We start from the raw sequence: 13,218 nt of genomic DNA, 5'->3' as shown, positions 1-13,218 counted from the left end.
ATAACAAGATAGCGGCATAAAGCAGTGAATCACGGCGGATTAGCGGTAAAACACCCCAGATGATTTGCTTAAACTTTCCTCACAGCGAAAGATCTCTTTGCATAAATCCGCCTGAAAATGCACAAAAGGCGCGATTTACGCGCCTGTTTGCTCAGGTTTACAGCATCACCAAACGCTTTTGGCGATATCGACCACCAGACGAATCTTCTGCCACTGCTGCGCTTCGCTCAGGCTGTTCCCCTCTTCCGTTGAGGCAAAACCACACTGTGGGCTCAGGCAAATCTGCTCCAGGCTTACGAACTGCGACGCTTCCTGCAGACGTGCTTTCACCTGCTGCACGTCTTCCAGCTCGCCGGTTTTGGTGGTAATCAGCCCAAGAACCACCTGCTGATGGCCAGGCTTGAGGAAGCGCAGCGGTTCAAAGCCACCCGAACGCTCGTTATCATACTCCAGATAGAAGGCATCAATATTTACCCCGCCAAACAGCACTTCGGCCACCGGTTCATAGCCGCCTTCAGAGATCCAGGTTGAACGGAAGTTGCCGCGACACACATGCAGCCCAACGGTCAGATCTGCTGGTTTGCCTTCCAGCGCGCTGTTCAGTACGTGAGCGTAGATGCGCGCCAGTTCCTGTGGATCTTCACCCCGTTCACGGATCTGCTGCTGCTGTTCGGTAGAGCACAGATAGGCCCACACCGTGTCATCCAGCTGCAAATAACGGCAGCCTGCGTCGTAAAACGCTTTGATAGCATCTTTGTAGGTTTGCGCCAGATCGGCGAAGTATTGCTTAAGGTCGGGATAAACCGTGGCATCAATCACCTTACGGCCGCCGCGGAAGTGCAGCACGCTTGGGCTCGGAATGGTCATCTTCGCCACCGCATCGCCCGCAATGCTTTGCAGGAAACGGAAGTGATCCAGCATTGGGTGATGCGGATTAAAAGCCACTTTGCCGGTGACTTTCACGCCGTGGGCTTTGGTCTGTACGCCATTGAATTGAATGCCCTGCTCCGCCTCGAACAGCTCAACGCCGAGCAGATCGCCGAAGAAATCGAAGTGCCACCATGCACGACGGAATTCACCATCGGTAACGATTTGCAGGCCATTGGCGCGCTGCTGCTCGACGACATTGCGGATTTCACGGTCTTCAACCTGACGCAGTTGGTCAGCATTGATTTCACCTTTGGCGAACTGCTCGCGCGCCTGCTTGATAGCGGCAGGACGCAAGAAACTCCCCACGGTATCGGCACGGAACGGGGCTTGAGCTGGCATCTTCACTCCTTTAACCCCACGTATAATTACGACAGGGTATAATTTCATTGGGTTATTTTAGCCATCTGGATGGCTACATGTCCAAGAAGAGTGCCACGCTATGCTCATCCCGGCAATAGAAGAAATTTCAGCTCACATGAAGGAATTTCATGATCAGATGCACGTTCTTCAATTTCCTTCAATGGCGGCACGCGCCTGTGCCATTTGGCTGTCCGATAACGGCAGATAACCGGCTTCGCTCACCCGCCGCTGTCCTTGTGGTGAAAGCACCTGATGCAGGAAGGCATTGACCAGCGGCGGTAAGGGTTTGCCCGGCGCTTTATTCACGTAGATATACAGCGGACGCGACCACGGATAACGGCCGCTACGAATGGATTCGGCATCCGGCATCACGCTTTCGCCCGCCGGCGTATCCACCGGCAGCATTTTCACACCGCTGAGATGAAAGCCAAAGCTAGCGTAGCCAATGCTGTTCGGTGTGGCGGCGACGGCCTGTACCACCGCTGCGGAACCGGGAAATTCAGCGACATCCGCCCGAAAATCGCCGTTACACAGCGCCTGCTGCTTAAAAAATCCCCAGGTACCTGAAGCTGAGTTGCGGCCGTAGCGCTGAATGCTGCGCGTCGTCCATGCGCCGCGACTCAAGCCGAGATCGCCCCAGTGCTGCGGCACCTGTTGCGCGCCACACCGTCGGGTAATGGAAAACAGCGCATCAAGCTGCTGCGGCGCGATGTGCGACAGCGGATTGTCCTGATTAACGACCACCACCAGCGCATCCATCGCCACCGGAACCGCCAGCGGCGGGTAGCCGTAGCGGGCGATAAACAGCTGACGTTCATCACTCTGCATCGGACGGCTCATTGCCCCCAGCTGCGCCGCACCCGCCGCCAGTGCGGTAGGCGCCGTTGAGGATCCCGCCGCCTGTACCTGCACGTTCACACCCGGTGACTGGCGGCTGAAATCTTCCCCCCACAACGTCATCAGGTAACCTAGCGTATCCGATCCCACGCTGCTGAGATTACCCGTCAGCATAGTTTGTTGGGCGTGCGCTAAAGCAGAGCAAAGCAGCAAGCAGGAGAGCAACAGCGATTTCATGAGTGGTTCCGCAATTCAATAAGGGCTCTATTCTGTCGCGGCGCGATTTATCGCGCAATTAAATGCGTCATGGCAGCCAGCGAGGCGCGAATAGGTCGCCATGAATGGCGCCCCTACGTTTGCGGAGCTGGGTTTTCGTAGGGTGCGCACCTGAATGCATAGGCAATAAATTGACTCACTAGGTGTTAACACGCTCTTGAGCCACGTTAGCCACAATCAACCGTGGTGGCAGAAGAAAGCTGAAGCAGGTTTCCTGATGCGGCACGCTGGTGATCTCCAGCCGCGCATTATGATGGCCCAACGCGTGTTTCACGATCGCCAGCCCTAGCCCGCTACCGCCGGTGGCGCGCGAACGTGCTTTATCCACGCGATAGAAGCGTTCAGTCAGGCGCGGCAAGTGCTGCTCGCTGATGCCGGGGCCGTCATCGCACACCTTAAACTGCGCGCCTTGTTTGGTACGCAGCCAGCTGATGTCGATACGCGTCCCTTCCGGCGTGTGGTTCACCGCGTTGTACACCAGATTGGAAATGGCGCTGCGCAGTTGCTCATCATTGCCAAATACTTTGAGATGCGGATCGGTATGGAAATGGAGGGTATGACGTCCCTGACTCAACGTTTCTGCTTCATGCTGCAGCAGCAGCAGCATGCCCGGCACATCTACCGTCTCTTTCAGATCGATGGCCGGCGCCGCTTCAATACGCGATAAGGTCAGCAACTGTTTTACCAGGCTGTCCATGCGGCGCGTTTGCTCTTGCATGGTGTGCAGCGCTTTGCTGCGCGTGCGCTCGTTCATCACTGCGTCATCCATCATTTCCAGATAACCCTGCAACACGGTGAGCGGCGTGCGCAGTTCATGACTAACGTTGGCAAAGAAGTTACGTCGCGCGCCTTCCAGCTGGTGCATCTGGGTGACATCGCGCGCCACCATCAGCCATTGCCCTTCACTGTAAGGCATCACGCGGAATTCCATATGATGCTGATTATTGAGGATCTGCGTCAGCGGCGCGTCAAAATTGCGCTGACGGATATAGCGGGAAAACTCGGGATAGCGCAGTAAGTTGAGGATGTTCTGCCCGTTATCCTCTGGCCAGCGCAAGCCCAGATGCTGCTGCGCCAGGCCATTACACCAGAAAATGGTGCCCTCTTCGGTGGTAAGCACCACGGCATCCGGCAGCGATTCTGCGCCGCTACGGAAACGTTTGATCAGGTTACCCAGCTCGCGCCGACGCCGGCGGTTACGCAGCTGCATCTGATACAAACCGTAAAACAGCGGTTCCCAGCTACCGCGCCCGGCAGGCGGCGTCATGGAGCGATCGACCCATAGCCAGTGCGACAGGCGCATGAGATTCCTGAAGTGCCAAAACAACACGCCGGTGACGGCAATCAGTAGCAGCCACGGCAGATAACCGAACAACAGACCGAGCACCAGCGCAGGTAAACACACCAGCGCCAGCTCAATCAACAATCTCTTCCAGGAGAGTCGTTCCAGCACGGTAAAAACTCCGTTTAGTAGCGGGCAGAGAAACGATACCCTGTTCCGCGAACGGTTTGAACCATGCGATCGTGGCCGGTGAGCTCCAGCGCTTTGCGTAAACGGCGAATATGCACATCGACGGTACGATCTTCGACATACACATTGGTGCCCCAGACGTGGTTCAACAGCTGCTCGCGACTGTAGACGCGTTCCGGGTGGGTCATAAAGAAGTGCAGTAATTTATATTCGGTCGGTCCCATCTCCAGCGGCGTGGTTTCGGACATCACGCGATGCGAGGAGGGATCGAGGCTTAAACCCTGCATCTCAATCACCTCTTCCACCGCCATCGGTGAAATTCGGCGCATGACCGCTTTGATACGCGCCATCAACTCTTTCGGCGAGAACGGCTTGGTGATGTAATCATCCGCGCCCACTTCCAGGCCACGCACGCGATCTTCCTCTTCACCGCGCGCTGTCAGCATCATCACCGGAATGTCGCGCGTCATCGCTTCGCGTTTCAAATGTTTAATAAATTGAATGCCACTGCCACCGGGCAACATCCAGTCCAGCAGAATTAAATCAGGCCAGGGTTCGATCAGCTTACCAATCGCGCTGTCATAATCTTCCGCCTCAATAGGCTGGTAATCATTCTGTTCCAGCACGAAACATAACATTTCACGGATGGGAGCTTCGTCTTCCACAACCAAAATGCGCTTAGCCATTGTAACTCCTGCTAGTGTGACACCGTGTCACTGGGATTTGCGGCGCCATTATGCGTCAGTTTTATGACACTTTTATGAAAACCCCGCCCCGTGATAAATAGATAAAAAACAGAAATGTGACAAGCAAAATCCCCTTTTTTCGTTTGCTACTGAAGCCGTTATACTTGCGCATTGTTTTTATTTAGCAGGAAGCATACATGCGCATCATTCACACCGCTGACTGGCATCTTGGCCAGTTCTTTTACAGTAAAAGTCGCGCCAGGGAACATCAGGCGTTTCTCGACTGGCTGCTGGATCAGATTGTGCAGCATCAGGTGGATGCGCTGATTATCGCCGGCGATCTGTTTGATACCGGTTCGCCGCCGAGCTATGCGCGTGAAATGTTTAACCGCTTTGTGGTGGCGCTGCAGCCCTGCGGCTGTCAGCTGGTGGTGCTGGCGGGCAATCACGATTCGGTTGCCACCCTGAATGAATCGCGCGAGCTGCTGGCCTGCCTGAATACCCAGGTGATCACCAGCGCCACACCGCAGGGCGAGCAGCAGGTGCTAACGCTGAAGCAGCGCGATGGCGCGCCGGGCGCGCTGCTGTGCGCCATTCCTTACCTGCGCCCGCGCGATATTCTGCGCAGCCAGGCCGGACAATCCGGGCGCGAGAAACAGCTTTCGCTGCTGGAAGCGATCGAGCAGCACTATCAGCAGTGCTTTGCCGCCGCCCTGGCGCAGCGCGAGGCGCTGACGAACAAACTGCCTATTATCGCCACCGGCCATCTCACCACCGTTGGCGTCACCAAAAGTGACTCGGTGCGCGACATCTATATCGGCACGCTGGATGCCTTTCCGGCGCAGGCGTTTCCACCGGCTGATTACATTGCGCTCGGCCACATTCATCGCGCACAGCGCATCGCTAACAGCGACCATATTCGCTACAGCGGCTCGCCGATCCCGCTCAGCTTTGACGAACTTGGGCGTGAAAAGAGCGTGTTTCTACTGGAGTTCAGCGCCACGCTTGATGCCGTTACGCCGTTGACCATTCCACTATTCCAGCCGATGCAGATGCTTAAAGGCTCAATGGCGGAGATCGAACATCAGCTGGCGCAGTTCAGCGAGCGCGCCAGCGAACATCCTACCTGGCTGGATATTGAGATCACTACGCAGGAATATCTCAGCGATTTGCAGCGCCGCATCGAAGCATTAACAGAAAATCTACCGGTTGAAGTGCTGCTGGTGCGCCGCAGCCGCGAGCAGCGGCAGCGCAGCCTGGAACGTCTGGAAAACGAAACCCTGAGCGAATTAAAAGTCGAAGAGGTTTTTGCCCGCCGCCTGGCGCAGGAAGAGCAGCTGGATGCTGAGCAGGCCGAGCAGCTGACGCTGATGTTCCGCCGCCAGCTTGCAGCGCTGGAGAATCCATCCGCATGAAAATTTTGACGCTCCGATTTAAAAATCTCAATGCGCTGCGCGGCGAATGGTTTATCGATTTCCGTCGCGAGCCTTTCGCCAGCAACGGCCTGTTTGCCATTACCGGTGCCACCGGCGCGGGCAAAACGACGCTGCTTGATGCCATTTGCCTGGCACTTTATCACCAGACGCCGCGCCTTGGCGTGCTGTCGCAAACGCAGAATGAGCTGATCACCCGTGACACCGCCGAATGTCTGGCAGAAGTGGAATTCGAAATCAAAGGCGAAGCCTGGCGCGCCTTCTGGAGCCAAAACCGCGCGCGCGGTCTGGTTGACGGCAAATTGCAGGCGCCGCGCGTCGAGCTGGCCCGCGTCGCCGATAATCAAATCATCGCCGATAAAGTGGGCGACAAGTTAAAAGCGATCGAAACCTTATCAGGGCTGGATTTCGCCCGCTTTACCCGCTCAATGATGCTGTCACAGGGCCAGTTTGCCGCCTTCCTCAATGCGAAACCTGGCGAACGCGCCGAGCTGCTGGAAGAGCTCACCGGCACCGAGATCTACGGACAAATTTCGATTCAAATCTACGAACGCTGGCGCAGCGCACGTGGCGAGCTGGAGACGCTGCGCGCCCGCGCGGGCGGCATGTTGCTGCTGGATGAAGCGCGACGGGCAGAACTGACGCAGCAGCTGGCGGAGCTGAGCGCCCAGGAAAAAGCGTTAAGCGAACAGCTAATACAGGCCCAGCTGCAGCAGCAGTGGCTGACGCAGTCACAGCAGCTGGCGCAGGAACAGCAGCAGGCCGAACAGGCGCTGCTGAGCGCCCAGCAGGCATGGCAGCAGGCCGATAGCGATCGTCAGCGCCTGGCGCGCGCGGAACCGGCGGAAAAGCTGCGCGATAAACTCCAGCAGCGCGAACGGCTGCAAGCCGATCGGCAGGCTCTGGAACAACACTCACAGCAGTTGCAGAGCCAGCAGCAGCAAGCCAAAGCGACGCTAGAGCAGAGCGAGAACCACTATCAGGCAGCACAACAGGCGCGTGAGCAAGCGCTACAACAGCAGCAGCAGCTGGAAACGCTGCTCACCGAGCAGGTCATTCCACTCGATCACAACATCGCACATACGGCGCAACAACTTGAGGAACAGCAGCGGCTGCATGCCCAGCAGCAACTGACGCTGCAAAACAGCCAAAGCGCACTCACCCTGCAACAGCAGGTAAGTGAACATTTACAGCAGCAGCTGGCGCAGCAGCAGGAATATCGTAGCCGCGAAGCGGCGGTGGCCCATTGGGGCGCAGAAATAACCCGCTGGCAGGCCGACATTGCCCGGTTGACCGAACGCGAACAGGCGTTGACACAGCTGGCTCAAAAACAGCTGCAGCAGCGCAGCCAGCTTGAACAGCTGCAACAGGCGCAGGCACAGCGCGAGCAGGCCGCGCAGCCTCTGCAACAGGCTGAAGCACAGGCCGCACTGCAGCAGCTGCAAGCAGAGCAAGTACTGACTTCGCTTGAGAATGAACTCAGCAGCGCGCAGCTGCGGACCGCCCTTGCCCAGCATCAAAAACAGCGTCCAGCGCGCCAACAGCTCACTCTGCTCGCCGCACAGTGGCAATCGCTACAACCGCAACGCTTACAGCGTCAGCAGAAGTTAGTCCAGCTGCAGCAACAGCATCAGCAAGCAGAGCAGGCGTTGCAAGAGCTGCGCGAGGATTATAAGCGGGAACATCAGGCGCTGCTTGATGTGCGCAGAATCTGCGAGCTGGAGCGCACCATTGCGCAGCTGGCCGAGGAACGTGCAAAGTTGCAGCCAGATCAGCCCTGCCCGCTGTGTGGCTCATGTCAGCATCCGGCGATTGCGCAATATCAGCAGCTTGAACCTGGCGCAAATCAGCAGCGTCTGAACGCGCTGGAAACACGCGTGGCGCAGCTAAAAGAATCCGGTACGGCCAAAGGCGAGCAGCAGAAACTGTCACTGCAACAGCAGCAGGCATTGCAGCAGGAAATCAGCGAATACGATCGGCAGATTGCGACGGCAGCCAGTCAGTGGCAAGCGCTGTGTGGTGAGCTGGCACTTACCTGCACGCTGGAGCAGCAGGCCGAATTTGCTCAATGGCAGCAGCAGCAGGATGCACAGGAACTGACTCAACAGCAGCAGCTTCAGGCGCGGGAAGACGCGGCGCGCGCCGCACAGCAGGCGAAGGATGCGCATCTGCAACAGCAGCAGCAGTGGCAACAGCACCAAAACCAGCAGCTATTGGCGCAGCAGCAGATCGCCAATATCCAGCACGTGCTGGAAGAACATAGCCAGCATGAAAGCAGCGAACGCCATGCGCATCAGCAGCTGGTGCAGCAGCTGTCACACCAGGTAGAGCAGCATCAGCTCAGCCAGCCGGAGCCGACCGCGCGCGATAGCTGGCTCGACGCACTACAGCAGCGCTGGAGGAAATGGCAGGATAGTGAGCGGTTGCTAGCTGAATTGCAGCCACAGCTGGCAAAAGCCGAGAGCGAACGCAGCAACCTGCAACAGAATCTGGAACGTGAACAGCGGCGCAGCGCTGAGCTACAGCAAACGCTCAGCGCCTTGCAGCAACAGCAGCAGCAATTGCAGCAGCAACGTCAGCAGCTGTTTGGCGAGCAATCAGTGGCGACAGCGCGTCAGCAGCAGCATGCCGCCCTGCAACAGTGTGAACAGGTGCTGGCGCAGCAGTTGCAGCAATGGCAACAGGCGCAAAGCGCGCTGCACGGCCTGAAGGGGCAGTGTGAGGAAATTGCTGCGCAGCAGCAGACGTTGCATGATCGCGTAGCCGCGGCTGAAGCCGCCCTGCAGGCGGCGCTACAGCAGAGTGATTTTGCTGATGAAGCCGCACTGCGTGCCGCACTGCTGGAGGAAAGCGAGGTGCAGCAGCTGCGTCAGCGGCTGCAAACGCTTGAGCAGCAGCGTCAGCAGCAGTTCACGCTACACGAGCAGCTCACCCTGCGACAAGCCGCACATCAGCAGCAGCGTCCGGCGGATCTCCGCGATGACACCGCCGCCAACATCCAGCAGCAGCTGGAACAGCTGCGTATTGCGCTGCGCGACAATGCCCGTCAGCAGGGTGAAGCGCAGCAGCAATTGCAGAGCGATGCCGAACAGCGTCAACAGCAGCAGGCGCTGCTGGCACACATCGCCGCCGGGGAAGTGGAGCTTGCACAGCTTGGTCGCCTGAACGATCTGGTCGGCTCGGCTAAAGGCGATAAATTCCGCCGTTTCGCGCAGGGGTTGACGCTTGATCACCTGGTATGGCTGGCGAACCGGCAGCTGGATCGTTTGCATGGTCGCTACCTGCTGCAGCGCCGCATCAGCGAGGAGCTGGAGCTGCAAGTGGTGGATACCTGGCAGGCGGATGCCACGCGCGATACGCGCACGCTGTCGGGTGGTGAGAGTTTCCTGGTAAGTCTGGCGCTGGCGCTGGCGTTATCCGATTTGGTCAGCCATAAAACGCGTATCGAATCGCTGTTCCTCGATGAGGGCTTCGGCACGCTGGATGCCGAGACGCTGGATACCGCGCTGGATGCGCTCGACGCGTTAAACGCCAGCGGCAAAACCATCGGCGTGATTAGCCATGTTGAAGCGATGAAAGAGCGCATTCCCGTGCAGATTAGAGTGCGCAAGATGAACGGATTGGGTTACAGCAAGCTGGAGCTGCCGGGCGAGTAAACCAGGTCGTCATAAATGGCGTAATGCTCGTCAGTTAAGCGTGAATCGGTCACCATGAATGGTGACCCTACGTGAATATCGCCGGGTTTTCGTAGGGTGCGCATTCATGCGCACCTGCATAAACAGGCATTTTTTTGCTTAAGTGAGCGGCATTACGTCATAAATGGCGACCTTACGAAGGGTGCGCATTGCTGCGCACCTGGTTTTTACCTCACGGTCGCCAACTTATAGCGCGGGCCGACCAGTAAACCGCCCTGCTCGTTTTGCGCTAACAGGCGAGCGCTGGTAACGCCGGCAATGGTATGGGCTTTATCCGAGACATTGCTGGAAATCTGCTTGATGGCAGCCGACACCAGCATGCCGATAAGGCCGCCGTTGTTATTGTTGTTGTCTTCCGCATCGCTGGCGGTGGCAACGCCCTGCCAAATCTCTTTACCCGTGCGCAAATCCACCAGACGCGCCGTCGCCGATACGGTAGTGACGCTCTGGATCACCTGATAGCTGCTGCCGTAATCGTTAACGGAAATATAAAGTGCACTGTCCGCATGGAAAATATCGTGCAGGCGCTGTGGGCTAACCGCTTGAATTTCATGACCGTTAGTCAATCCATTCTGCTGGAAAGTTTCATCCACCACCGCGACCGGAAACACGTAATAGCCCGCTTCTGCCAGCGGTTCGGTTACCAGCGACGTGAAACTGCTCGCCGCGTTCACATCAGGAGCTTTGTTATCTGCCGGCAATACCAAAATAGAGGCGGGTTTGCTGGCGCGGAATGCGCTGTAGTCGTAGGGTTTTTTATGCGGTGCACAGCCGGTCAGCAGCAGTGCCGCCAGCACGCCACAAGCAGCAATGAGTTTCTTCATTGTGCAACTCCTTGTTTTTTCTTCATCAGAAAGTCCATATAGGGGGCAGATTCCGGGAACAGCTGTTTTTCGGTAGCAAACTGTCCGAAGGCTTTATCGGTAGCACCGGTTTTGGCATAAAGCAGCCCCAGCTGCGCGTGCAGACCCGGTGCGACCGGCTTATTAACGGCCCTGGCTTTTTCGATATCCAGATTCAGCGCGTCGATCTGCTTCTGCGGATCGCTATCTTTTTTGTAGTAGCTGTAGATCTGCTGCTGGTAATCACCCCAGTAATAGGTCGGCTCCGGTGCTTTAGGTGCACAACCCGCCAGCACGCCTGCGGCGATCAGTGCCGCACTCAGTTGCAACATTTTCATGCTCAATATCCTTATTTCGCTGGACGCCATGCGCCGCTGTTAATGCCATCCACTAAGTGATCCACCGCTTCACGGATCGCCAAATCCATCACTTTGCCATTCAGCGTAGAGTCGTAGCTGGCGGTGCCACCAAAGCCAATGATCTCACGTGCCGACAGCTGGTATTCACCGGCACCTTGCGCGCTATACACCACTTCGGACGTGGTCACATCCACCACGTTCAGGTTCACTTTGGCGTACGCGACCTGGCTCTTACCACGACCAAGGATGCCCCACAGCTGCTGATCGCCCACTTCTTTGCGACCAAACTCAGTAATATCACCGGTGATGATGTAGCTGGCACCCTTGATATTCTGCTCGCTCTTTTTAAAGCCCGCTTCCTGCTGCAACTCTTTCAGGTTGCTACGATCCAGCACGTTGAAGCGATTGGTCTGCTGCAAATGCGTAACCAGAATGGTTTTTGACTGATTGCCGAGACGATCAACACCATCTGAGAAGATGCCATTCATATACGAGGAGCGGTTATCGAACTGTCCGACGGCAATCGGGCTGCGTACGCCTTGATACGCAGGCTGGCTGGCCGCACGTACCTGTGGCGCTTCAATGGCGCGTGACGATTCGGTGGCACAGCCGCTAATCAGCGTCGCGCTTAACAAGGAGAGTGCCGCAAGGGCATATTTTTTCTGCATTTCTAATCCATGAATCAAGAAGGGATAACACCGCAAGACTGCGGCAAATTCTGGTTCTGCCGACTGTCAGAGTAATGCCATAGCATTGATTGAGTCGGTCTGTAGACTGTCGGCAGAGCGAGAGAAAACCTTTAGTGAAAAATAGGCATATTAATGAATTTAATTAATAGAATGACGGGATTATTGGGCGGGTTAATGATTATTGCTTTACTGAGTGCCTGCCAGCATTCTCAGCCAAAGCAACAGGATAGCATCGTCAATCTGTGCCAGCCGCAGAGCGAGCCGGGCAGCGCATCCTGTAAATGGGCTGATGAGATGCAGCATCAGCTTAACCAGCATTTCCGCGATGCCCCGCGTTATGCTGGTCAGCAATGTCTGGTGCGTCTGGAGTGGCAAACCAGCGGGCGCTATGCGGTGACCCAGACGCAAGGCGATGAAACGCTGTGCCTGCGCGCCTGGCAACTAATTGGCCAAACCAAAGATCTACCGCCCCCGCCCGATCGCAAACAACCGGCGTGGTTCGGTTTTGCCCCTAGCTCGCCAGCCCATCCTGGCGCCACTGGCGCGGGCTGATGCCAAACCAGCGGCGGAAGGCGCGTGAAAAGGCGCTGACTTCGGAGTAACCGAGCAGCAGCGCCATTTCCGAGATCGGCAGCTGCTTTTGTTGCAGATAATGCGTGGCCATCTCACAGCGCACCTTATCCACCAGCGCCGTGAAGCTGATCCCCTCTTCGCGCAGTCGCCGTTGCAGCGACCAGCTCGACAGCCCCATTTTTTCAGCAATCTCTTCCAGCACCGGTTCGCCCTGCATCAATGAGAGATGGATCTGCGAGCGCGCCTGTTCCACCACGCTTTGCAGGCTGGCAGAACTGTTAAGGCGACGAATGGCATCCTGCATCACCATCAGCAGCATCGGATCCTGCTCTGGCATGGTGCGCAACAGATCGCGCTTCGGGATCAATAAGGAGTTAAACGGCTGATCAAACCACACGGGCGCATCAAAGACTTTGCAGTGCTCGTGCCACTGTTCAGGACGCGGATGTTCGAAATGTACCTCGCGCGGCGCCCAGTTTCTCCCCGCAACGTGGCGGATCAAATTGAGGAACATGCCGAGCGTCAGCTCTGCATCCTGACGCCGCGACAGAATGGCACCGTGGCGCACCTGGTAATCGAGTCGCCAGCAGTCGCCCTTATCCACCAGCCGCGTCAGCGTATCGTGCTGGTGCCACGGAAAGGCATTCACTACGTTATGCAGCGCCTGCTCCAGCGTCGGCGAGCACAGGCCGATATAACCAATCAGGCCTAATGACTGCGGTTTGAACTGCTTGCCGTAATGCAAACCGAAGTTATCAAAACCGGAGTGACGTGCCGCCTCCTCCATCACGCGACAATAGTTCACCAACCCCAGACTTAACGTTGGGCTTGCCAACAGCTCTGAGTTAATCCCGCTGATACCGAAGATGCGATCGACATCGCCGCCCTTGTCCGTAATAAACGCGCTAAGTCCAGTGGCCGCCGCCGCCAGCACACCACGGTTGCTGGCGCTGACGGATAACGCGCTAAACGCTGCCGTCGGTGTCATCATTGATTGCATTAGAACCTCACAGGGTGGCGTGAATGAAACAGGTGGAGGATTACAGCAATTTTCATACCAGGCGGAT

The 13,218-nt window shown here is 56.9% G+C and carries 11 protein-coding genes; 3 read left to right on the top strand and 8 right to left on the bottom strand.

The genetic code is table 11. The features are described 5' to 3' along the window. Positions 1–165 precede the first annotated feature (165 nt). The 4 genes from AC07WB_RS04525 to phoB form a co-directional block, all read right to left on the bottom strand. Entirely contained in the window at positions 166–1,269 is a 1,104-nt protein-coding gene (locus AC07WB_RS04525) for a cobalamin-independent methionine synthase II family protein (protein WP_494940099.1), read from the bottom strand. A 168-nt stretch (positions 1,270–1,437) separates the two neighbouring features. After that, the gene (locus AC07WB_RS04520) at positions 1,438–2,364 is read right to left on the bottom strand and encodes a PstS family phosphate ABC transporter substrate-binding protein (RefSeq protein WP_494940098.1); all 927 of its coding nucleotides are present in this window, start codon (positions 2,362–2,364) and stop codon (positions 1,438–1,440) included. Between the two features lie 178 nt (positions 2,365–2,542). Continuing rightward, entirely contained in the window at positions 2,543–3,856 is a 1,314-nt protein-coding gene (gene phoR / locus AC07WB_RS04515; RefSeq protein ID WP_494940097.1) for a phosphate regulon sensor histidine kinase PhoR, read from the bottom strand. Positions 3,857–3,870: 14 nt separating this feature from the next. Further along, complete coding sequence (phoB, locus tag AC07WB_RS04510; protein ID WP_007887040.1) at positions 3,871–4,560, bottom strand: phosphate response regulator transcription factor PhoB; 690 nt, start codon at positions 4,558–4,560, stop codon at positions 3,871–3,873. Between the two features lie 197 nt (positions 4,561–4,757). On the opposite strand from phoB, the gene sbcD reads away from it, so the two are divergent. Then, positions 4,758–5,975 carry an exonuclease subunit SbcD gene (sbcD, locus tag AC07WB_RS04505; protein ID WP_400454795.1) on the top strand — a complete coding sequence of 406 codons (1,218 nt, stop codon included), beginning with the start codon at positions 4,758–4,760 and terminating at the stop codon, positions 5,973–5,975. Continuing rightward, positions 5,972–9,649: an AAA family ATPase gene (locus AC07WB_RS04500; RefSeq protein WP_494940096.1), complete on the top strand. Its 3,678-nt coding sequence runs from the start codon at positions 5,972–5,974 to the stop codon at positions 9,647–9,649. The genes sbcD and AC07WB_RS04500 overlap by 4 nt, the downstream gene beginning before the upstream one ends. 206 nt (positions 9,650–9,855) lie before the next feature. Here the strand turns inward: AC07WB_RS04500 and AC07WB_RS04495 are convergent, their stop codons facing one another. From AC07WB_RS04495 to AC07WB_RS04485, 3 genes are read right to left on the bottom strand one after another with little or no spacing between them, the layout of a single operon-like run. Then, positions 9,856–10,512 carry a DUF799 domain-containing protein gene (locus AC07WB_RS04495; RefSeq protein WP_097094751.1) on the bottom strand — a complete coding sequence of 219 codons (657 nt, stop codon included), beginning with the start codon at positions 10,510–10,512 and terminating at the stop codon, positions 9,856–9,858. Next, positions 10,509–10,868: a DUF4810 domain-containing protein gene (locus tag AC07WB_RS04490; protein WP_494940095.1), complete on the bottom strand. Its 360-nt coding sequence runs from the start codon at positions 10,866–10,868 to the stop codon at positions 10,509–10,511. The genes AC07WB_RS04495 and AC07WB_RS04490 overlap by 4 nt, the downstream gene beginning before the upstream one ends. An 11-nt stretch (positions 10,869–10,879) precedes the next feature. Next, positions 10,880–11,557, bottom strand: a complete 678-nt coding sequence (locus AC07WB_RS04485) for a CsgG/HfaB family protein (protein WP_097094753.1) — start codon at positions 11,555–11,557, stop codon at positions 10,880–10,882. Between the two features lie 153 nt (positions 11,558–11,710). Between AC07WB_RS04485 and AC07WB_RS04480 the strand changes: the two genes are divergently transcribed. Beyond that, positions 11,711–12,130, top strand: a complete 420-nt coding sequence (locus tag AC07WB_RS04480; protein WP_097094754.1) for a cell envelope integrity TolA family protein — start codon at positions 11,711–11,713, stop codon at positions 12,128–12,130. On the opposite strand, the gene qhpR is transcribed toward AC07WB_RS04480, so the two are convergent. Next, positions 12,090–13,151 carry an AraC-like transcriptional regulator QhpR gene (gene qhpR, locus AC07WB_RS04475; protein ID WP_097094755.1) on the bottom strand — a complete coding sequence of 354 codons (1,062 nt, stop codon included), beginning with the start codon at positions 13,149–13,151 and terminating at the stop codon, positions 12,090–12,092. The two genes, AC07WB_RS04480 and qhpR, sit on opposite strands and share 41 nt — an antisense overlap. Between the last annotated feature and the right edge of the window lie 67 nt (positions 13,152–13,218).

The organism is Pantoea sp. GW821-FHT03E06 (genome assembly GCF_059420725.1).
The sequence above is the reverse complement of the archived record's forward strand: the minus strand, read 5'-3'. Positions and strand labels throughout refer to the sequence as shown.

Bases quoted from the DNA above. Each gene is read 5' to 3' on its own strand.
- AC07WB_RS04485 (WP_097094753.1), bottom strand. From the start codon at position 11,557: ATGCAGAAAAAATATGCCCTTGCGGCACTCTCCTTGTTAAGCGCGACG.
- sbcD (WP_400454795.1), top strand. From the start codon at position 4,758: ATGCGCATCATTCACACCGCTGACTGGCATCTTGGCCAGTTCTTTTAC.
- AC07WB_RS04525 (WP_494940099.1), bottom strand. From the start codon at position 1,269: ATGCCAGCTCAAGCCCCGTTCCGTGCCGATACCGTGGGGAGTTTCTTG.
- AC07WB_RS04495 (WP_097094751.1), bottom strand. From the start codon at position 10,512: ATGAAGAAACTCATTGCTGCTTGTGGCGTGCTGGCGGCACTGCTGCTG.
- qhpR (WP_097094755.1), bottom strand. From the start codon at position 13,151: ATGCAATCAATGATGACACCGACGGCAGCGTTTAGCGCGTTATCCGTC.
- AC07WB_RS04490 (WP_494940095.1), bottom strand. From the start codon at position 10,868: ATGAAAATGTTGCAACTGAGTGCGGCACTGATCGCCGCAGGCGTGCTG.
- AC07WB_RS04500 (WP_494940096.1), top strand. From the start codon at position 5,972: ATGAAAATTTTGACGCTCCGATTTAAAAATCTCAATGCGCTGCGCGGC.
- phoB (WP_007887040.1), bottom strand. From the start codon at position 4,560: ATGGCTAAGCGCATTTTGGTTGTGGAAGACGAAGCTCCCATCCGTGAA.
- AC07WB_RS04520 (WP_494940098.1), bottom strand. From the start codon at position 2,364: ATGAAATCGCTGTTGCTCTCCTGCTTGCTGCTTTGCTCTGCTTTAGCG.
- AC07WB_RS04480 (WP_097094754.1), top strand. From the start codon at position 11,711: ATGAATTTAATTAATAGAATGACGGGATTATTGGGCGGGTTAATGATT.